At 70.7% G+C, this 21,139-nt stretch carries 20 protein-coding genes, 2 tRNA genes, 1 other RNA gene and 1 pseudogene; 12 read left to right on the top strand and 12 right to left on the bottom strand.

Annotated elements, in window-relative coordinates; genetic code table 11:
- The 3 genes from ACZ7GX_RS39465 to ACZ7GX_RS39455 form a co-directional block, all read left to right on the top strand.
- Positions 1 to 1,142, top strand: a 1,142-nt coding sequence (locus ACZ7GX_RS39465; RefSeq protein ID WP_498784808.1) for an ATP-dependent helicase C-terminal domain-containing protein, incomplete at its 5' end; no start/stop codon positions are given.
- 55 nt (positions 1,143 to 1,197) lie between these two features.
- Positions 1,198 to 1,623 (top strand): hypothetical protein, encoded by a 426-nt coding sequence (locus tag ACZ7GX_RS39460; RefSeq protein WP_498784806.1) that lies wholly within the window; start codon positions 1,198 to 1,200, stop codon positions 1,621 to 1,623.
- Positions 1,620 to 2,231 carry an alpha/beta fold hydrolase gene (locus ACZ7GX_RS39455; RefSeq protein WP_498784804.1) on the top strand — a complete coding sequence of 204 codons (612 nt, stop codon included), beginning with the start codon at positions 1,620 to 1,622 and terminating at the stop codon, positions 2,229 to 2,231. Before ACZ7GX_RS39460 ends, ACZ7GX_RS39455 begins: the two co-directional genes overlap by 4 nt.
- Positions 2,232 to 2,363: 132 nt before the next feature.
- Here ACZ7GX_RS39455 and ssrA read toward each other — a convergent pair.
- Positions 2,364 to 2,736, bottom strand: a transfer-messenger RNA (tmRNA) gene (gene ssrA, locus ACZ7GX_RS39450).
- A gap of 167 nt (positions 2,737 to 2,903) precedes the next feature.
- Here ssrA and ACZ7GX_RS39445 point away from each other — a divergent pair.
- Positions 2,904 to 4,151 (top strand): sensor histidine kinase, encoded by a 1,248-nt coding sequence (locus ACZ7GX_RS39445; protein ID WP_498784802.1) that lies wholly within the window; start codon positions 2,904 to 2,906, stop codon positions 4,149 to 4,151.
- Positions 4,139 to 4,783 (top strand): response regulator transcription factor, encoded by a 645-nt coding sequence (locus ACZ7GX_RS39440; RefSeq protein ID WP_498784800.1) that lies wholly within the window; start codon positions 4,139 to 4,141, stop codon positions 4,781 to 4,783. The genes ACZ7GX_RS39445 and ACZ7GX_RS39440 overlap by 13 nt, the downstream gene beginning before the upstream one ends.
- Here the strand turns inward: ACZ7GX_RS39440 and ACZ7GX_RS39435 are convergent.
- The 6 genes and pseudogenes from ACZ7GX_RS39435 to ACZ7GX_RS39410 form a co-directional block, all read right to left on the bottom strand.
- Positions 4,770 to 5,583: pseudogene (locus ACZ7GX_RS39435) on the bottom strand (amidohydrolase family protein). The gene ACZ7GX_RS39440 and the pseudogene ACZ7GX_RS39435 sit on opposite strands and share 14 nt — an antisense overlap.
- 41 nt (positions 5,584 to 5,624) lie before the next feature.
- Positions 5,625 to 6,101: an SsrA-binding protein SmpB gene (gene smpB, locus ACZ7GX_RS39430; protein WP_498784798.1), complete on the bottom strand. Its 477-nt coding sequence runs from the start codon at positions 6,099 to 6,101 to the stop codon at positions 5,625 to 5,627.
- Between the two features lie 30 nt (positions 6,102 to 6,131).
- Positions 6,132 to 7,034 carry a permease-like cell division protein FtsX gene (gene ftsX, locus ACZ7GX_RS39425; protein WP_123743905.1) on the bottom strand — a complete coding sequence of 301 codons (903 nt, stop codon included), beginning with the start codon at positions 7,032 to 7,034 and terminating at the stop codon, positions 6,132 to 6,134.
- A gap of 53 nt (positions 7,035 to 7,087) precedes the next feature.
- A complete protein-coding gene (gene ftsE / locus ACZ7GX_RS39420; RefSeq protein WP_230572826.1) occupies positions 7,088 to 7,777 on the bottom strand; it encodes a cell division ATP-binding protein FtsE in 690 nt (229 codons plus the stop codon).
- Positions 7,778 to 7,844: 67 nt separating this feature from the next.
- Complete coding sequence (gene prfB, locus ACZ7GX_RS39415) at positions 7,845 to 8,945, bottom strand: peptide chain release factor 2 (RefSeq protein ID WP_498784796.1); 1,101 nt, start codon at positions 8,943 to 8,945, stop codon at positions 7,845 to 7,847.
- Between the two features lie 51 nt (positions 8,946 to 8,996).
- Positions 8,997 to 9,497 carry a PadR family transcriptional regulator gene (locus ACZ7GX_RS39410; protein WP_077004179.1) on the bottom strand — a complete coding sequence of 167 codons (501 nt, stop codon included), beginning with the start codon at positions 9,495 to 9,497 and terminating at the stop codon, positions 8,997 to 8,999.
- Positions 9,498 to 9,875: 378 nt separating this feature from the next.
- Here ACZ7GX_RS39410 and ACZ7GX_RS39405 point away from each other — a divergent pair, with 378 nt between their 5' ends.
- Positions 9,876 to 10,073 (top strand): hypothetical protein, encoded by a 198-nt coding sequence (locus ACZ7GX_RS39405; RefSeq protein WP_053717392.1) that lies wholly within the window; start codon positions 9,876 to 9,878, stop codon positions 10,071 to 10,073.
- Positions 10,074 to 10,127: 54 nt separating this feature from the next.
- Here ACZ7GX_RS39405 and ACZ7GX_RS39400 read toward each other — a convergent pair.
- The 3 genes from ACZ7GX_RS39400 to ACZ7GX_RS39390 form a co-directional block, all read right to left on the bottom strand.
- A tRNA-Met gene (locus ACZ7GX_RS39400) sits at positions 10,128 to 10,201 on the bottom strand.
- 272 nt (positions 10,202 to 10,473) lie between these two features.
- Positions 10,474 to 10,547: transfer RNA gene (locus ACZ7GX_RS39395), tRNA-Met, on the bottom strand.
- 94 nt (positions 10,548 to 10,641) lie between these two features.
- Positions 10,642 to 13,623, bottom strand: a complete 2,982-nt coding sequence (locus tag ACZ7GX_RS39390) for a UPF0182 family protein (protein WP_498784793.1) — start codon at positions 13,621 to 13,623, stop codon at positions 10,642 to 10,644.
- Between the two features lie 105 nt (positions 13,624 to 13,728).
- Here ACZ7GX_RS39390 and ACZ7GX_RS39385 point away from each other — a divergent pair, with 105 nt between their 5' ends.
- On the top strand, positions 13,729 to 14,271 hold the full coding sequence (locus tag ACZ7GX_RS39385; RefSeq protein ID WP_498784791.1) for a PPA1309 family protein: 543 nt from the start codon (positions 13,729 to 13,731) through the stop codon (positions 14,269 to 14,271).
- 201 nt (positions 14,272 to 14,472) lie between these two features.
- Here the strand turns inward: ACZ7GX_RS39385 and ACZ7GX_RS39380 are convergent, their stop codons facing one another.
- A complete protein-coding gene (locus ACZ7GX_RS39380) occupies positions 14,473 to 15,558 on the bottom strand; it encodes a YlbL family protein (protein ID WP_498784789.1) in 1,086 nt (361 codons plus the stop codon).
- An 81-nt stretch (positions 15,559 to 15,639) separates the two neighbouring features.
- Between ACZ7GX_RS39380 and ACZ7GX_RS39375 the strand changes: the two genes are divergently transcribed.
- Positions 15,640 to 16,986 (top strand): zinc-dependent metalloprotease, encoded by a 1,347-nt coding sequence (locus tag ACZ7GX_RS39375; RefSeq protein WP_498784787.1) that lies wholly within the window; start codon positions 15,640 to 15,642, stop codon positions 16,984 to 16,986.
- 58 nt (positions 16,987 to 17,044) lie between these two features.
- Here ACZ7GX_RS39375 and ACZ7GX_RS39370 read toward each other — a convergent pair whose 3' ends face one another.
- A complete protein-coding gene (locus tag ACZ7GX_RS39370; protein WP_230572832.1) occupies positions 17,045 to 17,572 on the bottom strand; it encodes a M48 metallopeptidase family protein in 528 nt (175 codons plus the stop codon).
- Positions 17,573 to 17,775: 203 nt separating this feature from the next.
- On the opposite strand from ACZ7GX_RS39370, the gene ACZ7GX_RS39365 reads away from it, so the two are divergent.
- From ACZ7GX_RS39365 to ACZ7GX_RS39350, 4 genes are all read left to right on the top strand, one after another.
- Positions 17,776 to 17,931 (top strand): DUF5679 domain-containing protein, encoded by a 156-nt coding sequence (locus ACZ7GX_RS39365; protein ID WP_015098458.1) that lies wholly within the window; start codon positions 17,776 to 17,778, stop codon positions 17,929 to 17,931.
- Between the two features lie 131 nt (positions 17,932 to 18,062).
- Positions 18,063 to 19,073 (top strand): thiamine biosynthesis protein ThiF, encoded by a 1,011-nt coding sequence (locus ACZ7GX_RS39360; RefSeq protein ID WP_498784784.1) that lies wholly within the window; start codon positions 18,063 to 18,065, stop codon positions 19,071 to 19,073.
- A gap of 86 nt (positions 19,074 to 19,159) precedes the next feature.
- Entirely contained in the window at positions 19,160 to 20,470 is a 1,311-nt protein-coding gene (locus tag ACZ7GX_RS39355) for an ABC1 kinase family protein (RefSeq protein WP_498784782.1), read from the top strand.
- An 81-nt stretch (positions 20,471 to 20,551) separates the two neighbouring features.
- On the top strand, positions 20,552 to 21,106 hold the full coding sequence (locus tag ACZ7GX_RS39350) for a hypothetical protein (RefSeq protein ID WP_498784780.1): 555 nt from the start codon (positions 20,552 to 20,554) through the stop codon (positions 21,104 to 21,106).
- Positions 21,107 to 21,139 lie beyond the last annotated feature (33 nt).

Genomic DNA, 21,139 nt, shown 5'->3' with positions numbered 1-21,139 from the left:
ACCGGGGCCGCCGGATGGCCGACCTCGGCCTGCACCCCCGGCTGGCGCGGGCGTTGCTGGACGGCGCGGCGGCCGTGGGCGCGCGCAAGGCCGCCGAGGTGGTGGCGCTGCTGGACGACGACCGCGCGAGCTCCGGGGTCGAGCTGGCCACCCGTGACGCCGACCCGCGCGAGGTCCGCCGCCTGGCCGCGATGGTCGGCGGCACGGGCTCCGGTCCGGGCGACCCGGCCCTGGTGGTCGCCCTCGCCTACCCGGAACGGCTGGCGCGCAGGCGTTCCCCCGGCTCGCCGGTGTACCTGATGGCCGGCGGCACGGCCGCGGAGCTGCCGCCGGGCAGCGGGTTGGCCGACGCCGAGTGGCTCGCCGTGGCCGTCGCCGACCGCGAGGCCGGCCGCGCGCACGGCCGCATCCGGTTGGCCGCGCGGGCGGACGAGGAGCTCGCCGTGACCGCCGCGTCGGCCCTGCTGAGGACCGAGGACGACGTCCGGTGGGACGGCGACGTGGTGGCGAACCGGCTGCGCAAGCTGGGCGGGATCACGTTGTCCAGCAAGCCGTTGCACGACCGTGAGGCGATCCGCGCCGCCCTCCTGGAAGGCCTGCGCACGGAGGGCGTCGGCCTGCTGAGGTGGGACGCGGACGGTCTGCGCACGCGGGAGCGGATGGCCTTCCTGCACCGCGTGATCGGCGACCCGTGGCCCTCGGTGGACGACGAGGCGCTGCTCGCCGTGGTCGACGTGGGCGACGCGCGCCGCAAGGCGGACCTGGCCCGCATCAGCGGCGAGCAGGTCGTGCGGCAACTCCTGCCCTGGCCCGCCGCCGCGCGGTTCGACGACCTCGCCCCGGACCGGCTCGAAGTGCCTTCGGGTTCACGCATCCGGGTGGACTACTCCGCGTCCGGGCCGGTGCTGCCGGTGAAGGTGCAGGAGGTGTTCGGCTGGACCGAGACGCCCCGCCTGGCCGACGGCCGCGTGCCGGTCGTCCTGCACCTGCTCTCCCCCGCCGGTCGCCCGACCGCCGTGACCGGCGACCTGGCGTCGTTCTGGCGGACCGGCTACCCGCAGGTCAGGTCGGAGCTGCGGGGTCGATACCCGAAGCACCGCTGGCCGGAGGACCCGATGACCGCCCGCCCGGCCCGCCGCTAGCTACTTGACGGCGCGCGTCAAGTACTTGACGATGGTCGTCAAGGAGGTGACGCGAGTGCTCGCAGAACAGCTCGCCACGATCATCCGCACGCGGTTGCTCGACCCGTTGGAGATCCTCTTCGACGACGTCGGCGACCTGCCGTCGCGCGCCGACGAGGTGGCACGGCGGATGGCCGCGACCATGCAGGGCGACGACGACTCCGCGGCCGTGCACGCCATCGCACGGCTCATCGGCGCGCTGTACCCCGGCGACGCGCCGTTCGACCCGCCCGCCGACTGGTGGCGCACGCCGCTCGGCCAGGTCGTGGCACGTCGGATGGGGCACCCGGCCGCGCGAGCGGTCTCGTACTCGGTGGCCGGCGCGATGCTCGGCGTCACCAAGCAGGGCGTCCACGACCTGGTGCGACGCGGGAAGTTGACCCGGAACACGGACGGCGGCGGCGTGACCGTCGCCTCGGTACGAGCGAGGTTGAACGCATGAAGGTACTGGCCCTGCACGGCGCGGGCGGTTCACCGGCCGACTGGGACGAGGTGATCGCGGCCATGGGTGGTGAGCACGAGGTCGTCGCCTTACCGCTGACCGGCCCGTGGGGCTGGGACTCGGTCCTGGACCGGATCGAACCACACGCCACCGACAACCCCGCCGTGCTGGGGACGTCCCTGGGCGGCATGATCGCCGCGCTCTGGGGACGGCGGCACCCCGAGTGCCCGGCTCTGATCAACATCGACGGCCACGGCGTGCCGACCCAGGCCCAGCGCTACCTGGACCCCACCGCCGTCGCACCGAAGATCGCAGCGCTCCGCGAGCAGTTCCGCGCCTTCGGCCAACCCGAACTGCAACAGGCCCTGGAGGACCTCGACTGCTTCGACGTCTTCCGCGACCTCCGCTGCCCGATGCTGCTGGCCGTTGCCACCAAACCGCTGCCCGGACACCCCCTGTTCGAGGAGTACCAGGAGGGCCTGACCCGGGACCTCGCGACCCTGCCGCCGAACGTCGAGGTGGTCCGCGTGGACGCCGCGCACTCCGTCGTCGCCGACGACCCGGCCCTCGTCGCCACCCTGGTGAACGACTACCTGGCCACCCGCTGACCAACCCGACCAACCCGAGCACCACGGATGGGGGTCCGGGGGCAACGCCCGCCGGGCGGGGCCCGGGGGTTGCACCCCCGGAAAAAAATACGGAGCGAGGTGGTCCGCGTGTTCCGCGGACACACCTCGCCCGAGTGGAGGTGCCGGGAATCGAACCCGGGTCCTCTGCCGGCTCATCAAGGCTTCTCCGTGCGCAGTCCGCTACATCTCTACTCGGCCCCGGTGATCACGCGGACAAGTCACCGTGATGAGCCCAGCCACTGTGGGTGTCCCGACCGTTCCCCGTGGCCGGGAACGGTGGTGAGCCTCCTAGCTGATGCCGGCGACCGGGGCGGAGGCGCCCCCGGGCCGACAGCGTCGCTCCTAGCCTCAGGCGGCGAGGGCGAACGCGCGCTGGTCGTTAGACTCGGCGCTTATTGGTTTGCGATGACGCTTGCGGTGGTCTCTCGCCTGCACCGGCACGCTTCCCTTGAATCAACGCACAAAGTCGAAACCGTTCACCCCCGTGTCGTGGGTCCTGCTCCGCACAGCATAACGCGCCGCCGACCCGGGTTCATTCCCATTACGTTGGTAGGGCTGTCCCCACCCCACGCCGGCCGGCGGACCTGATGGTCCCAGCCACCCGATCGAGCGATGCTGGTCGGGGCAACATCCGGCGTGAAGGTGGGAAACATGACGACGCGGGTCAACCCGAACATCGGCCGGGTCAGCGGGTACTTCCTGCTGAACCTGGTCACAGGGCTCTTCTGGTTCGTCCTGCTGGTGACGCTGGGCGCGGTGAGCATCGGCACCGCGGTGATCTGGGTCGGCGTGCCGCTGGGCGTGCTGACGCTGGTCCTGGCGCGCGGCGCGGCGTCGGCCGAACGGGCCTGGTTGCGGGTGACCCTCGGCGTGGACATCCCCCGGCCGTACCGGGAGCTGCCGGTCGGCGCCACCGCCCGGGCGAAGGCCATCGCGAGGGACCCGGCGACGTGGCGCGACCTGTCCTACTGGCTGCTCATGCTGCCGCTGGGCGCGGTCGAGTTCGCCCTCACGGTGGCGCTGTGGTCGGCCGTGGCGGGCGCCGTGTTCCTGCCCTTCTACCAGCACTGGCTCCCGGTGACGTGGGAGGTCACGTTCAGCGAGGGCAACGTGTGGCTGATCGACTCGTTCGCCAAGGCGCTCCCGGTGAGCGTCCTCGGCCTGGTGCTCGGCTACCTGGTGTACCGGCTGCTCAAGGCCCTGGGCCGGGGTCACGCGCTGCTCGCCCAGTCCCTGCTCGGCCCCTCCCGCTACGGCGTGCTGTCGGCCAAGGCGGAGCAGCTGTCCGCCAGCCGGGCCCGCGGCGTGGAAGCCGCCGAGGCGGAACGCCGGCGCATCGAGCGCGACCTGCACGACGGCGCGCAGCAACGCCTGGTCGCCGTGGCCATGGGCCTCGGCCGGGCCCGCAGCAAGATGGAGTCCGACCCGGACGGCGCGCGCGAGCTCATCGCCGAGGCGCACGCCGACGCCAAGCTCGCCATCTCCGAGCTGCGCGACCTGGCCCGCGGCATCTACCCGTCGGTGCTGGGCGACCGCGGGCTGGACCCGGCGCTGTCGTCGCTGGCCGCCCGGTCCCCGATCCCGGTCGACGTGGAGGTGGACGTCGAGCCGCGCCCGCCGACGGCCGTGGAGAGCGCCGCCTACTTCACCGTCGCCGAGACGCTGACCAACGTCGCCAAGCACTCGGGCGCGACCCGGGCGCACGTGAAGGTGTCCCGCACCGAGAACTCCGTGGTCGTGGAGGTCACCGACAACGGGCACGGCGGCGCGGAGATCCGTCCGGGTGGTGGGCTCGCCGGGCTCGCGGACCGTGCTGCGACGATTGACGGCGTGGTCGTCGTGGTGAGCCCGATCGGCGGGCCGACCGTGATCCGGACGGAGCTGCCGTGCGCGTGGTGATCGCGGAGGACTCGGTCCTCCTGCGGGTCGGGGTGGAACGCCTGCTGGCCGACGAGGGCATCGAGACGGTCGCGGCGGTGGAGGACGGCGACGCGCTGCTCGCCGCGATCGACGAGCACCGCCCCGACCTGGCCCTGGTGGACGTGCGGATGCCGCCGACGTTCACCGACGAGGGCCTGCGGGCGGCGATCGAGGCGCGCAAGCGCATCCCCAACCTGCCGGTGCTGGTCCTCTCGCAGTACGTGGAGGAGCGGTACGCGGTGGAGCTGCTGGCCGGCGGCGCGAACGGCGTCGGCTACCTGCTCAAGGAGCGCGTGGCGGACGTGTCGGAGTTCGTGTCCGCGCTCCGCCGGGTGGCCGACGGCGGCACGAGCATCGACCACGAGGTCATCACCCAGCTGATGGTCCGGTCCAAGCGCAACCCGGTCGACTCGCTCACCCAGCGTGAGCGCGAGGTGCTCGCGCTGATGGCGCAGGGCCTGTCGAACGCCGCCATCGCGGCCTCGCTGGTCGTCTCCGACGGCGCGGTGGAGAAGCACGTGGGCAACATCTTCGCCAAGCTCGGCCTGGAGCCCAGCACGAGCGAGCACCGCCGCGTGCGCGCCGTGCTCGCCTACCTCAACCTGGGCTGAGGCCGAGCAGCCTGGCGCCGTTGTCGTGCAGCACGGCCCGCAGGAACGGCTCGCCGAGCCGGTCGTCGGCCGCGGCCCAGCCCTCGATCGCGTCCAGCTGCGCCGAGTAGTCGTACGGGATGTTCGGGAAGTCCGAGCCGAGCACGACCCGATCGGCCACGTCGACCAGCCGCGCCGCCCAGTCGCGCGGCAGCGCCGCCATCACCTCGGTGAACGGCACGCCGACCATCGTGGTGTCCAGGTGCACCCCGTCGTACCGGTGGACCAGGTCCAACGCGCCCAGGTAGTCGGGCATCCCGGCGTGCGCCAGCACCGCCACCAGCGACGGGTGCCTGCGCAGCACGTCCTCGAACACGTCCAGCCCGGTGTGCGCGCCCGGCGCCGGCCCGTGCCCGCAGTGCACCACCACGGGCACCCGCGCCTCGGCCAGCAGGCCCCCACGCGCCGTCGAGCGAACGCGGGTCGTAGTCGCCCACCTGCACGTGCGCCTTGAAGCACCGCGCACCGGCCGTCAACGCCCGCGTCACGTACGCCTCGACGCCCGGCTCCGGGTACAGCGTCGCGGTCGGCACGGCGCCGTCCACGCGCGAGCCGAAGTCCAGCGCCCAGTCCGTCAGCCACTCGCCCATGCCGGGCTTGTGCGGGTACACCAGGGGCGCGAACCCGACCACGCCGAACGACCGCAGCACGGCCAGCCGCTCCGCCTCCGGCAGCCGGTACCGGATCGACCAGTCGACGCCGTAGTGCCGCGACGCCTCGTCGAAGAACGCCCACACCTTGTCCAGCACGCGCTGCGGCATGAAGTGCACGTGCACGTCGACCAGGCCGGGCACGGCGGCGTTCAGTAGCGGCCCTTCAACGCGCGGCCGTGCGCCTTCTGGATCTCCCGCTCGGCGTCCCGCTTGGCCAGGTCCTGCCGCTTGTCGTAGGACTTCTTGCCGCGCGCCAGCGCGAGCTCGACCTTGACGTACCCGTCCTTGAAGTACATCGACAGCGGGATCAGCGACAGACCGCTCTCCTTGGTCTTGCCGATCAGCCGCTCGATCTCGCCCTTGTGCAGCAGGAGCTTGCGCTTGCGCCGCACCTCGTGGTTGGTCCAGGTGCCCGCCACGTACTCCGGGATGTGCAGCGCGTGCAGCCAGATCTCGCCGTCGTCCACCTGGGCGAAGGCGTCCACGAGGGACGCCCGGCCCATGCGGAGGCTCTTCACCTCGGTGCCGACGAGCACGACACCGGCTTCGTAGGTGTCGAGGATGGTGTAGTCGTGCCGAGCCTTGCGGTTCGACGCGATCACCTTCTGACCGCGTTCCTTGACCATGACGGAAACCTTACGTGAGCACGCCAGCGGTTATAGGCGCACGTAGAGGCGCAGCGTGACGTAGCCGGTCAGCGCCGAGATCGCGATGGCCACGCCGACCAGGATCGGCGAGAGGAAGAGGATCTCCACCATGCTCACCTCCGGGATGATGTTGGCCGCGAACAGCTCGCCGAGCACCCGGTTGAGCAGGAAGAGCTTCGTCACCACGAGCAACCCGATCGAGGCGACGGCGCCGATGACGCCCGCGACCACCGCCTCGATGAGGAACGGCAGCTGGGTGTACCAGCGGGTGGCGCCGACCAGCCGCATGATGCCGACCTCCGTGCGCCGGGTGAACGCCGACACCTGGATCGTGTTGGAGATCAACATCAGCGCCGCGAACGCCTGGAGCAGCGCCAGCGCCAGCGCCGCGTCGCGCACGCCGTTGAGGAAGCCGAACAGCCGGTCCAGGTCCTCGCGCTGGTCGTCGACCTTCTTGACGCCCGCCTTGCCGGTGAACGCCTGCACGATCACGTCGGACCGCTGCGCGTCCTCCAGCTTGACCCGGAACATCGCCGGGATCGCCTCGGGACGGGCCAGCTTCGCCAGCTCCGGCTGCGACTCGAAGACCTTCTTGAACCGCTCGAAGCCCTTGTCGCGGTTCTCGTAGACGACCGTCTCGACCCCGGACGTGGTCTCCAGCTGGCTGCGCAGGCTCGAGCAGGGCTGCTGCGTGCAGTCCTTGTCGTTCACGCTGATGTCGTTGGTGAGCATGACCGCCACCTCGAGCTGGCCGAGGTAGTCGTCCTGCATCTTGCCCACCATGTTGACGACCAGCAGGCCGACACCGAGCAGGAAGAGCGAGATCGCGGTCGTGAGGATCATCGCGATGGTCATCGTGACGTTCCGGCGCAGGCCGGTGACGACCTCGCTGAACACGAAGCTGGTACGCATCGGGGGGAACGTTCCTCAGGGTCGGGGGATGAGGGGGTCCGGCGTCCTCGGGCTCAGCGGCCCACGCCGTAAACACCCCGTGCGTCGTCGCGGATGATGCGGCCGTTGTCCAGCTCGACCACCCGGCGGCGCATGGAGTCGACGATGGAGTGGTCGTGGGTGGCCATCAGCACCGTCGTGCCGGTGCGGTTGATCCGCTCCAGCAGCAACATGATGTCCTGGCTGGTGTCGGGGTCCAGGTTCCCGGTCGGCTCGTCGGCCAGCAGCACCAGCGGCCGGTTGACGAACGCGCGGGCGATCGCCACCCGCTGCTGCTCGCCGCCGGACAGCTCGTGCGGCATCCGGTCGGCCTTGCCGTCGAGGCCGACCAGCTGGAGCACCTCGGGCACCACCTTGACGATGGTGTTGCGCGGCTTGCCGATCACCTCCAACGCGAACGCGACGTTCTCCGCCACGGTCTTGTTGGTCAGCAGCCGGAAGTCCTGGAACACGCAGCCGATGGACTGGCGCAGGCGGGGGACCCTGCGCCGGGACATCTTGGCCACGTCGAAGTTCGACACGTACACGCGGCCCTTGCTGGGCACTTCCTCCCGCAGCAGGAGCCGCAGGAACGTGGACTTCCCGGAACCGGAAGGCCCGATGAGGAACACGAACTCACCCTTGTCCATCTCGACCGATACGTTGTCGAGAGCGGGACGCGCGGAGCTCTTGTAGACCTTGGACACGTGTTCGAGGCGAATCACGAGGCGCGAGTGTACTCGTGGCCTGGGTAAAGCCCTCGTCTCGCCCGTCGCACGGCGGCTTGACCGATCAGGACTGGTGCTGCTTGCGCCAGCGGATGCCCGCTTCCAGGAAGTCGTCGATCTCGCCGTCGAGCACCGCGGACGGGTTGCCGACCTCGTGCTCCGTGCGCAGGTCCTTGACCATCTGGTACGGGTGCAGCACGTAGGAGCGCATCTGGTTGCCCCAGCTCGACCCGGTGTCCTTGAGGGCGTCCATCTTCGCCTGCTCCTCCTGCCGCTGCCGCTCCAGCAGCTTGGCCTGGAGCACGGCCATCGCGGTGGCCTTGTTCTGCAGCTGGGAGCGCTCGTTCTGGCAGGAGACCACGATGCCGGTCGGGATGTGCGTCAGGCGCACCGCCGAGTCGGTCGTGTTGACGCCCTGGCCACCGGGGCCGGACGAGCGGTAGACGTCGACCCTCAGGTCCTTCTCGTCGATGTCGACGTGGTCGGTCTGCTCGACCACGGGCACCACCTCGACGCCCGCGAACGACGTCTGCCGGCGGCCCTGGTTGTCGAACGGCGAGATGCGCACGAGGCGGTGCGTGCCCTGTTCGACACTGAGCGTGCCGTAGGCGTACGGGGCCGTGACGCGGAACGTGGCGGACTTGATGCCCGCCTCCTCGGCGTAGGACGTGTCGAACACGTCGACGCCGTAGCCGTGCCGCTCGGCCCACCGCGAGTACATCCGCAGGAGCATCTCGGCGAAGTCGGCCGCGTCGATGCCGCCCGCCTCTGCGCGGATGGTGACCAGCGCGTTGCGCTCGTCGTACTCGCCGGACAGCAGCGTGCGGACCTCGAGGGAGGAGATCTCCTCGCGGAGCTTCGCGCGCTCGGTGTCGGCCTCGGCGAGACTGCCCGCGTCACCCTCGTCCTCGGCCAGCTCGTACATGATCGACAGGTCGTCGAGGCGCTCGCGCAGGGTCGTGATGCGGCGCAGCTCGCCCTGCTTGTGCGAGAGCTGGCTGGTGACCTTCTGCGCCTTCTCCTGGTCGTCCCAGAGGTCGGGCCGGGCCGCCGCCTGCTCCAGCTCCGCGACCTGGGCGCGCAGCGCATCGAGGTCCATCACCGCCTCGATGCTCGTGAGCGTGGCGGAGAGGTCCTTGATGTCTGCTTCGACGTCGGGATTCACGTCCCAAGATTACGCCGGCACCGGTCGCGGAGTGCGACCGGTGGGCGCGACTCAGGCCGTCGGGATGGCGTCGAGCAGCTTGAGCACGGCCTTGGCGTGCGCCAAGCCGAACTCGGCGACCGCCTTGGCGTAGGCGTCCTCGGCGGTTTTCACCGCCGTCTTGGCGGCCTCCTGCTCGGCGCCGTAGCTCGCGCGGGCGGAGTCCACGAGCCCCTGCCGCTGCTTGGCGGTCAGGGAGCCCGCGTGCACCAGCCGCAGGATCAACGGGCTGCGCAGGTGGTCCGGCCCCGGCTCGGAGAGCAGCCAGTTCTTGAACGCCTTCTTGCCCGCCGCGGTCAGCACGTACTGCTGGCTGGAACGCGGGCCCTGCTTGCCGAGGCGCAGCAGGCCTGCGTCCGCCAACGCGGGCAGCTCGCGGTAGACCTGGCTGCGGGTGACGCTGAAGAACGCGCCGAAGCGCTCTCCGGCCTCAGCCACGAGCTGGCCACCGGTCTTGGGTCCGTCGTGCAGCAGCCCGAGCAGGGCCGCCGCCGTCGCATTCAGGTCCGACACACCACCAACGGTGCCACGCTCACCGGTCGCTGTCCACAATGGTCAGCCGTTCTGTCCACTGTGGCTGATCACGGGCTAGTGGAGTTGGGCCAAGCGGAGCAACGCAAACATCGCTGCGTAACCGCCCGCTGATCAACGCCACGCGTTCGGCCTCTTGACCCGGCCTGTCCACGCGAAGTGGAAATCCATTGAGGCGCAAGGGAAACCGCACTTTTGCGTTCACTCGAACGGCAGCGCGGCGTCACGCGCCGCTGCCACCCCGCCCCGGCGGCCCCATCGGGCGATAGCACAACCCGGTGATGTCCGGCTCTCGACGTGGCAAACACGTCGGGTGGTGGGACCATTACCACGGGTGTTCGTACGACTGGGAGGTCAGCTGTGGGCATCAAATGGACGACGGGAACGAAGGTAGTCCGCAACGCCCGCGCCTGGGCGTCCGGCACGATCCCGGAGCAGGCGGGCAAGGACGAGTGCATGGTGTGCGGCAAGCAGATCCGCAGGCACCGCACGGTCAGCGGCGAAGGCCGGGTGTGCTCCCTCACGTGCGCCCAGTACTGGGCCGAGAACATGACCTGAGCACGCGCAAGCGAAAGGCCCCCGGAGTCGTGACTCCGGGGGCCTTTCACGTAGTAGCGGGGACAGGATTTGAACCTGCGACCTCTGGGTTATGAGCCCAGCGAGCTACCGAGCTGCTCCACCCCGCGCTGCTAAGTACAACTATACACGCCCCGAAAACCCCTTTTCACCGGGGCCCCTTAACCCACATATCCCCAGGTCCCGACCGGTTCTCACGCTCGCGACCCACTCGAACGCCACCACCCGCACTACCGGCACCGCCGGGGGGTCCAGGGGCAACGCCCCCGGTCGGGGGTGCAGGGGGCGAAGCCCTCCTGCCCGGGGTCCGGGGGCCGGGCCCCCGGTATAAATGCGAAAAAGCCGCGTTCACGTTCTCCGTGAACACGGCTTTCCCACTTTGTAGCGGGGACAGGATTTGAACCTGCGACCTCTGGGTTATGAGCCCAGCGAGCTACCGAGCTGCTCCACCCCGCGCTGCATTTAGAACTGTACGCCTGGGGTTAACCGGAATGCAAATCGGGTGGCCCGGAACGTGTCCCAGGCCACCCGATGGCGATATCAGTGCAGGTCAGCCGGTCGGTGTCGGTGACGGCTGGGTCGTCGACGGCTGGGTCGTCGACGTGCCCGCGGCCGTGTTGAACCTCTTCGTCGCGTCGTCGAGCGCCTTGTAGGCGTTGCCGAGCTCGACGAAGTCACCGCTGGACTGCGCCGCCTTGATGCGCGACAGGGCCGACTGGATGTCCCGCACGGCCTGCTGCAGCTCCGTGCCGCCCTGACCGTCGTTCGGCGCCGTCGGCGTCGTGGTCGGGGTGGAGGTCGGCGGCTGGCCGTTCGGGTCCGTGGGCGGCACCTGGGCCGACGAGCCGGACAGGACCTCCTCCATCGCCTCGGCCAACGTCGGCGCGTAGCCCACCTTGTCGCCGAAGCTCACCAGGACCTTGAACAACTGCGGGAACTGGGTGTTCTGACTGGCCCGTTCGATGTAGATGGGCTCCACGTAGAGCAGGCCGCCGCCCACCGGAAGGGTCAGCAGGTTGCCGTAGACGACCTTCGTCTGCCGCTGGGCGAGCAGGTTCAGCTCACCGCTGACCTCGCCGTTGGTCAGGAAGGTGGTCTGGATCTGCTGCGGGCCCTTGACCTCGTTGTTCAACGTCAGGACGCTCATCTTGCCGTAGTTGTCCGGGTCTGATCTGACCGTCACGTACGACGCCATGAACTCCCGGTTCAACCGCACCAGGGCGCTGGTCAGCTGGAAGCTCACCTTGTTCGCGTCGCCGGTCGGGTCGCCCGCCAGCACGTAGAACGGCGGCTGCCGGTCCCGCTGCTGCTGCACGCCCTGCTGCTGCGCCTCGACGGTGGTGGCGTTGTCGATGGTCGGGTCGGACGGCACGTCCCAGAACGAGACGCCGGAGTAGAAGTCGCGCGGGTTGTCCACGTGGTACTCCGACAGCATCTCCCGCTGGACCTTGAACAGGTCCTCGGGGTAGCGCAGGTGCTCCTTCAGCGACTGCGACATCTCGCTGTTGGCCTTCACCGTGCCCGGGAAGACGCCCATCCAGGCCTTCAGCACCGGGTCCTGCGCGTCCATCTCGTACAGCGTCACCGTGCCGTCGTAGGCGTCCACAGTGGCCTTGACCGAGTTGCGGATGTAGCTGATCTCCCGGTTCGGCTGCTGCGCGACGCCCGGCAGCGAGTCGTTCGTGGCGTCGCCCAGCGCCGTGCGGCGCGCGTACGGGTAGTTGTCGAGCGTGGTGTAGCCGTCGACGATCCACGTGATGCGGCCGTCCACCACGGCCGGGTACGGGTCGCCGTCCACGGTCAGCCACGGCGCCACGGCCTCGACGCGGTCGCGCGGGTGGCGGTTGAAGATGATCCGCGAGTCGTCGCCGATGGCCGAGTTGAACAGGATGTTCCGCTCGCCGTAGGCGGCGGCGAAGACCATCTTGTTGAACAGGCCGCCGATGCGGACGCCGCCCTTCCCGGTGTAGGTGTAGGACGAGCCGTCGGTGTCGTACTCGCCGGGCGCGCCCTCGCCGCGGCCGCCGACGATGGCGTAGTCGGCCGGGCTGCCCAGCTCACCGAAGTAGGTGCGCGGCTGCTCGACGCCGAACGGGCCGGGCTGGACCTTGCCGTCCTGGCCGACCTGCGCCACCTCGAACACCGGGTAGCCGCCGTCACCGTCGTCGTCCGCGGTCGAGTTCACCTTGCTGGCCTCGGCGAACACCATGCCGTTGCCGTGGGTGTAGATGAGGTGCTGGTTGATCCAGTCGCGCTGGCCCTGCGGGATGCCCGCGGTGTTGAGCTCGCGGACCGCGACGATGTAGTCCTGGAGCTGCTGGTCCTTTGTGTACCGGTCGACGTCCAGCTTCTCCGGGAACGCGTAGAACGGCCGCAGCTGCTGGAACTGGGTGAACGTCTTGGAGATGACGGCCGGGTCGAGCAGCCGCACGTTGCCCACCGTCGCCTGGTCGTTCTTCAGCTCGTCCAGCGAGACGTTCTGCTTGCCCGCGTACGGCTTGCTCTCCACCTTGTCCGCGGTCAACCCGAAGGCCTGCCGGGTGGCTTCGATGTTGCGGCCGATGGGTTCGGCTTCCTTCTCGATGGCGTTCGGCCGCACCGAGAACTGCTCCAGCACGGCGGGCCACGCAGCGCCGACCAGGATGGAGGACAGCACCAGCAGCACGGTCGCGATCGCCGGCAGCTGGAGGTTGCGCAACACCGCGCCCGCGAAGAACGCGATGGCGCAGAAGACCGCGATGAACAGCAGGATCAGCTTGGCGGGCAGCACCGCGTTGAGGTCGGTGTAGCTCGCGCCGTCGAACTTGTCGTTGCGGTCGGAGAACAGCAGCGTGTACCGGTCGAAGAAGTACGCGACCGCCTTGAGCAGGATGAACACGCCGGCCACGATGGCCAGGTGGGTCCGCGCGGGCCCGGAGAGCTGGCCGCCGCGGCCCGCCAGCCGGATGCCGCCGAACAGGTAGTGCGCCACGACCGCGGCCACGAACGCGACCGCCGTGGCGATGAACAGCCACGACAGCACCCACGTGTAGAACGGCAGCTCGAACGCGTAGAAGCCGATGTCGTGGCCGAACTCGGGGTCGTTCACGCCGAACGAGGTGGCGTTGAGGAACAGCTGGAGCTCTTGCCAGTTGCCCTGCGCCGAGGTGCCGGCGATGAGGCCGACCAGCACCGGCAGGCCGATGGCGAACAGCTTCATCCGCCTGCTGACGACGGCGCGGTAGCGGGCCACCGGGTCGTCGGGCCCGGACACCGGCACGAAGACCGGCCGGGACCGGTAGGCGATGATCAGGTTGATCGCGACGAGACCGCCGACCAGCAGACCCACGGCGAAGAACAACCCGAACCGGGTCGCGAGCACCGTGCCGTAGACGCTGCGGAAGCCGACCTCGCCGAACCAGAGCCAGTTGACGTAGGTGCCGAGCAGCCTTGAGCCGGTGATCAGACCGACCAGGACCACCGCACCGACGATGAGCAGAATCCGGCTGCGACGGGACAGCCTGGGCAGTCCGACCGGGGGCCGTGTGGCCACGGGGCACGCTCCTGGATCGCGGTAGTGGCGTTCGTACGTTCTGTCCAACTCTACGGAGGCCGCCCGGGGTTCCCCGTTCGGTCTTGTCTTTACCCAGATGCGACCATGGCGCACGTGTCAGCCAGTGAAACGCCACCCGTGGTGCTGCCCGAGGTCGCCCGCGAGGTCGAGGAGTTCGTGTCCACCGCCGGGTGGAACCAGCCGACCCAGCTGTTCGCGCTGGTACCGACGGCCGAGCTGCTGGTGCGGCAGCCGGAGCTGGCGGGCCAGCTCGACCCCGACGCCTCGCCGTTGACGCCGATCGCGCAGGACTCGCTGCCCGACGACGAGCTGGACCGGGCGCTGGCGGGCATCGTGTGGCCCGACGTCGTGCACGGGTGCGCGTTGGCGCAGGAGATCGTCGTGCTGCCGCCGGACGCCGAGGCCCAGCTGACCGAGCAGGAGCTGGACGACGAGCAGGCGCGCAAGTTCGCCGCCGAGCACCCCCAGCGGCGGGAGGCGCGACTGGTGGCGGCGGTGCTGCGGGACGGCTCGGCGGCTTGCGTGCTGCGGCTCCGGGGCAGCGTGGAGGTGCCCGAGGAGGTCGTGGCCCACCCCGAACTGGCCCCGAACCTGACCCGCGCCCTCCTCGAGACCCTCCGGCAGTGACATGGCCGCTGCTCGAAACGCTCAGGGATTGACGTTGCCGCTGCTCGTAGGCCTGCACCCCTGACCCGCGAGGTCGCGTCGGTCGTTCGCGACTCATTTCCCGGCGATCACGCTTTTCGATCGTCGGGAAATCAGGCGCGAGCGGTCGACTTCCAGGCGACCTCGCCCGCCGTCTGCGGAGCAGCGGCAATCCAACACCGCCTAACAACTGGGCGCGTCGCCGCCCTTGCTCAGCGATTCGAGCGACCGCACGGCGTCGTCCAGCTTCTCGACCTTGACCAGCCGCAGGCCCTCCGGGGCGTGCTGCTTCGCCTCGTCGCAGTTGCCCGCGGGCACGAGGAACACGGTGGCGCCGCCTTCGCGGGCGGCGACCATCTTGAACCCGATGCCGCCGATGCGGCCGACCTCGCCCCGGTCGTTGATCTCGCCGGTGCCCGCGACGGACTTGCCGCCGTTCAGCTCGCCCGGCGTGAGCTTGTCGACGATCGACAGCGCGAACAGCAGGCCCGCGGACGGTCCGCCGACGTCGGACAGGCTGATCTTGATCTCGAACGGCACGTCCGCGCGGTCCAGCGGCAGCACGCCGAGGAAGCCGGTCTCACGGCCCTCCGTGCGGCCGAGGGTGACGGTGGCGGTCTTGCGCTCGGACCCGCGTTCGAAGGTCAGCGTGATCCGGTCGCCCGGCTTGGTGCTCTCCAGCGCCGCGCGCACGTCGTCGGCGCTGGAGACCTGCTTGCCGTTGACCTCCAGCAGCCGGTCGTTCGGCTCCAGCACGGTGGCGGCCGCGGTGTCGTTGGTGATCTCGGCGGCGACGACCTTCATCGGGTAGTCCAGGTAGCTCAGCGCGGCCACCTCGGCGCTGCTCTGCGAGTCCTGGAACGCCTTCACGTTCTGGTCGCGGACCTGCTGCTCGGACTCGCCGGGCCGGAAGAACTCCTCGCGCGGCGCCAGCGCGTACCGGCCGCTGATCCACAGGCCGAGCGCGCCGAACAGCGACACGTCGTCGGTGAGCGACACCGTGGTCATGGTGAGGTTGCCGCCGGTCGGGAAGGTCTCCTGACCTTCGACCGACACCACGTCACCCCCGTTGACCTGGCCCAACGTGTCGTAGGTCGGTCCGGGGCCGAGGGCGACGTACGGCACGCGGGCGAATCCGCCGAGCAGGCCGAGCGCCAGCACGACCGTGAGGCTGACCACGAGGGTCCACGTCCGCCGGGTCAGGCCGCGCCGCGGCGCGTGCGGTGGGGGTGGTGCCTGGTCCACGACGGTGTCGGTGCCTTCGGTCACGCCAGACAGGGTACGACCACGGCGTCACGCTGCCGGCGAACCGGTCCCACGCGGGGCTGCCGTGCCGCGTACCGTGGACCCATGAGTGACCTGCCCTTCGGGTTCAGCCCGCAGGACCCCGACGACCGCAACCGCAAACCCGGGGACCAAGGGGAGAACCCCTTCGACTTCAACCAGCTCGGCGCGATGCTGAGCCAGCTCGGTGCGATGTTCAGCAACGCGGGCACGTCGTCCGGGCCGGTCAACTACGACCTCGCGAAGCAGATCGCGCTCCAGCAGCTCGCCGGCAAGGGCGGCACCGGCTTCGGCCCCGACCAGAGCGGCGCGGTGGCCGACGCCGTGCACCTGGCGGAGATGTGGCTCGACCCCGTGACGTCGCTGCCCGCGGGCGCGCGCACGTCCCAGAGCTGGAGCGCGCGCGACTGGGTGGAGCGCACGTTGCCGACGTGGCAGCGGCTGTGCGACCCGGTGGCCCAACGCGTGTCCGGCGCCTGGGTCGACGCGATGCCGGCCGAGGCCAAGGAGGCGGCCGGACCGCTGCTGTCGATGCTCGGCCAGATGGGCGGCATGGCGTTCGGCTCGCAGCTGGGCGGCGCGCTGGCGCAGCTCGGCGCCGAGGTGCTGACGTCGACCGACGTGGGGCTGCCGCTCGGGCCGGAGGGCACGGCGGCGCTGCTGCCGGACAACATCGAGAAGTTCACCGAGGGCCTGGAGCGGCCGACCAGCGAGGTGCTGGTGTTCCTGGCCGCGCGCGAGGCGGCGCACCAGCGGCTGTTCAGCCACGTGCCGTGGTTGCGGCAGCGGCTGCTGGACACGGTGGAGGAGTTCGCCCGCGGCATCACCGTCGACACCTCGGCGCTGGAGCAGCTGGCCGGCCAGATCGACCCGGCGAACCCGGCGAGCATCGAAGAGGCGATGAAGTCGGGGATGCTCGAACCCCAGACCACGCCCGAGCAGAAGGCCGCGCTGACCCGCCTGGAGACGTTGCTGGCCCTGGTCGAGGGCTGGGTGGACGTGGTGGTGAACGAGGCGGTCGGCGAGCGGCTGCCCGGCGCCGACGCGCTGCGGGAGACGCTGCGCAGGCGGCGGGCGTCCGGCGGGCCGGCGGAGCAGACGTTCGCCACGCTGGTCGGCCTGGAGCTGCGGCCACGCCGGCACCGCTCGGCGGCGGCGCTGTGGAAGCTGCTCACCGACCAGCACGGCGTCGAGCAGCGCGACAGCGTCTGGGAGCACCCCGACCTGGTGCCGACGGCCGAGGACCTGGACGACCCGATGGAGTTCGCCGAGCGGTTCGGCCAGACGCGCAAGGCGCTGGAGGACCCGATGGCGGAGCTGGAGCGCACCCTGCGCGACGAGGGCGCGTCCGGTGAGCAGGCCAAGGGCGACGACGCGCCCGAGGACGACCAGGACAAGCCCAAGGACGCCTGACAGCCGGTCTCCCCGCGAGGTCGCGCCCGTCGACGACCTCGCCGGGTCCGGCCGGGTCTCAATCCTCCTCGGTGATGCCCAGCCCGGCCGCGGCCGAGAGGCCCTCCAGGTACCCGATGGCGCGTTCCGCCTTCGGGTACCTGTGCACGAGCAGCCAGAAGTCCTTGCCGTGCCCCGGCACCTCCAGGTGCGCCAGCTCGTGCACCAGCACGTAGTCGAGCACCCACGCGGGCACGTCCCGCAGCCGTTCGCTGATCCTGATCGTGCCCTCGCTCGGCGTGCACGACGCCCACCTCGTGCGCATCGGCGGCACCCACCGCACGCTGCTCGGCTGCACGCCGTCCAGGTACCTGTCCGCCAGCTCCTCGCACCGGGCCAGCAGGGCGGCGTCCGACGTGCGCGTCGGCGAGCGCCTGCGGGTCTCGCTGCGCTGCAGGCGGCTGAGCATCTCCGCCACCCAGTGCTTCTCCTCGCTCTTGCTCATGCGAGCCGGCAGCAGGACCACGACCGTGTCCCCCTCGCGGTACGCGCTCACCATGCGACGGCGCCGGGCGCTGCGCCGCACCTCCACCTGCGGTTCGGGCATGGCGTTCACGGTAAGGCCAGGGACCGACAATCCGCGGCGGCCAAGCGGCGGTCTGTGGAAGGACGGACCAGCAGGTTCCACCGAAAGGCGGCTGGACACGCTCGACGCGGCGTGCAGCGGAGGGGCGTTCCCGGAGGTAGCGTTCAGCGCAACCCCCGAGTGTGGCGCAGATCGCTCCGCACTCTCGAAGCGAGGAGGAAGCCGTGGCCGAGACCTACAACGGCTACTGCGTCAAGTGCCGTGAGAAGCGCGACTTCACGGGCGAGGTGCACGAGAGCAACAACCGCAGGATGGCCAAGGGCAAGTGCCCGGTCTGCGGAACCACGGTGACCCGGATCCTCGGCAAGGCGAAGGTCTGATCGAGGACGGGCGGCCGGGCCCCTCGCGGGCGTCCGGCCGCTCGTCAAGGCCATTCACGGCCTCTGTGGACAACCGGCAAGCCTGTGGACAGGCGTTTTGCCGGACCGGCCGTCACGGGCAGGCTGCCGGTGTGGATCTCCCCAACCGCCCCAGGGTCCTGCCCGGCCTGCCGCTGCTGCGCCGCCGGGACGACGTGGTGCAGATCGGCACGGACCCGCGGCACGCCATGCTGGTCGAGGACGTGCCGGAGCCGATGGCCTCCCTCCTGCTCGGCCTCAACGGTCGACACACCCTCACCGACCTGCGGGAACGCCTCGCCGGTCACGGTCGGCAGGCAGCCGAGTTCGCCGGCGTGCTGCACGGCCTGGCGCAGGCCGGGCTGGTCGAGGACACCGTGCCCGTGCCGCACCCGCGGCTGGCCGCCGAGGTGACCGGGTGGGCGCTGCGGACCCGTCGTCGTGCCGTTCGACTGCCCGCCGACCGGGCCGCCCGATCCGTCGTGGTGCACGGCGAGGGACGGCTCGCGGTCACCGTCGCCGCGCTTCTGGGCGCCTCCGGAGTGGCACACGTTCGGGTGGTCGCGCGGGGTCGGGTCGGGCCGGAGGACACCGGATCGGGGTACGTCGAGGCGGACGTCGGCCGACCGCGTGCCGAGGCCGCCCAGGACGCCGTGCGGCGGGCGTGCGGGACCGTGCGCCCGGTGGGGCGCGCCGTGGACCTCGTGGTGCTGGCCGACGCGTTGGTGCCCGCCCCGGAGGTGCTGCACCGGCTCGTCGCGGACGGCACGCCGCACCTGGCCGTGCGGGTCCGGGAAGGGCTCGGCGTGGTCGGACCGCTGGTCGTGCCGGGTCGCAGCAGCTGCCTGAGGTGCGCGGACCGGCACGCGGCCGACGAGGACCCGGCGTGGCCGATGATCGCCGCGCAGCTGGTCGACCGCGCCCAGCACGCCGACCTGGCCACCGTCACGGCGACCGCCGGGGTGGCGGTCGGGCAGGCGCTGCTGGCGCTCGACCGGACCGAGCCGGCCGCGACCAGGCCGCCCACCTGGGACGCGACCCTGGAGGTGGACGCGTTCGCCGGGGCGGTCGAGCACCGGATCGCGCCGGTGCACCCGCGCTGCGAGTGCCGTTCCGCGACGTGATCCACCCTCAGGTAGGGCTGTGTAGGTTTTGTGGCAGGGGCGTGCACCACTGCGACCACGTGAACGGGCGGGAGGAGAATCACCGGGTGAGCGAGATCCCGCGCAAGGCCGTGCAGCGCACCGCCAAGCTGGCCAGCCTCCCGCTCGGGGTGGCGGGCCGGGTGGTGGGCGGCTGGGGCAAGCGCCTGGCAGGCCGCAGCTCCGAGGAGGTCAGCGCCGAGGTGTCCGCGAAGACCGCGGAGCAGGTGTTCGCCGTGCTCGGGCAGCTCAAGGGCGGCGCGATGAAGTTCGGCCAGGCCCTGAGCGTGTTCGAGGCGGCGGTGCCGGACGAGCTGGCCGAGCCGTACCGCGAGGCGTTGACCAAGTTGCAGACGGCCGCGCCGCCGATGCCCGCGCGCACCGTGCACCGCGTGCTGGCCGAGCAGCTCGGCGCGGGGTGGGCGAAGCGGTTCACGTCGTTCGACGACTCGCCCGCGGCGTCGGCGAGCATCGGTCAGGTGCACCGGGCGGTGTGGCACGACGGCCGCGACGTGGCGGTGAAGGTGCAGTACCCGGGGGCGGACGAGGCGTTGCAGAGCGACCTCAGCACGTTGCTGCGGTTCAGCCGGGTGTTGCAGGCGGTGATGCCCGGCGCCGAGGTCAAGCCGCTGTTGGAGGAGCTGCGGGACCGGTACCTGGAGGAGTTGGACTACCGGACCGAGGCGGACAACCAGCGGGTCTTCGCGAAGGCGTTCGACGGCGACGACCGCGTGCTCGTGCCGCGGGTGGTGGCCAGCTCGCCGAAGGTGATGGTCACCGAGTGGACCGAGGGCACGCCGCTGTCGAAGATCATCCGTGAGGGTGAGCGCGACGAGCGCGACCTGGCCGGGCAGCTGCTGTCGGAGTTCCACTTCTCCGCGCCGAGCCGGTCCGGGCTGCTGCACGCCGACCCGCACCCCGGCAACTTCATGCTGGGCGCGGACGGCCGGTTGCGCGTGCTCGACTTCGGCGCGGTGGCGCGGCTGCCCGACGGGTTGCCCAAGACGTTGGGCCTGATGACCAGGCTGGCGCTGGACGGGCGGTCGGCGGACCTGGTGGAGCTGCTGCGGTCGGAGCGGTTCATCCGTCCCGGGACCGAACTGCACGCCGAGGACGTGCTGAACTATTTGGGGCCGTTCGTCGAGCCGCTGCGGACGGAGACGTTCCACTTCACCCGGCGGTGGTTGCAGCAGCAGGCGGAGCGCGTCGGCGACCTCCGCAGCCCGGATTCGCAGACGGGACGGTCCCTGAACCTCCCGCCGCAGTACCTACTTATCCACAGGGTGACGCTGGGCGCGACCGGCATCCTCTGCCAGCTGGACGCGAACGTGCAGGCCAGAGCCATCGTCGCCCAGTGGCAGCCGGGCTTCGACGACTGAGTTGTCCACAGGTCTCCGACTTATCCACAGATCACGAACACCCCGTGGCAAGCCCTCCGGAACCACCGGAAGATCGACCCCATGGACCAAGTGATCAAGGCAGCGGACCTGCGAGCAGCCGGCGTGCCGGGCTACGTCATCGACCTCAAGTGCCGCCCCGGCGGGCCGTGGCAGCGCATCCTGCCGGGAGTGGTGCTGCTCGGCGCGAGCCCACCGACCCGTGCCCAGCGACTGCAGGCCGCGCTGGCTTACGCCGGGCCGAAGGCCGTGGTCACCGGCTTCGACGCCCTGCACGCCCACGGCCTGCACACCCTGCCTCCCCCACCCCGCATACACCTGCTGCAACCAGCCACCACCCGCCGCTCGTGCGCCGACCACGTGCTGCTGGAACGCACCACCCGCCCACCGAAGGTGGTGGTGGAAGCCGGCCTGCCCGTCGCCGAGCCGACGAGAGCCGTCCTGGACGCCGCCCGCCACGAACCGGACCCCCTGCGCCAACACCACCTACTGGCCACCGCCGTCCGCTCCGGGATGTGCACGCTCACCGGCCTGACCAGGGAACTGGACGCGGGCAGCAAACGCGGCACCGCCACCCCCAGAGCCACCCTGAAACTCCTCTCCACCCTCCTCCGCTAACCACCCACCACCCACCAACCACCCCTTCCCTTC

The sequence above is a fragment of the Actinosynnema sp. NPDC037264 genome (assembly GCF_055603705.1).
The sequence above is the reverse complement of the archived record's forward strand: the minus strand, read 5'-3'. Positions and strand labels throughout refer to the sequence as shown.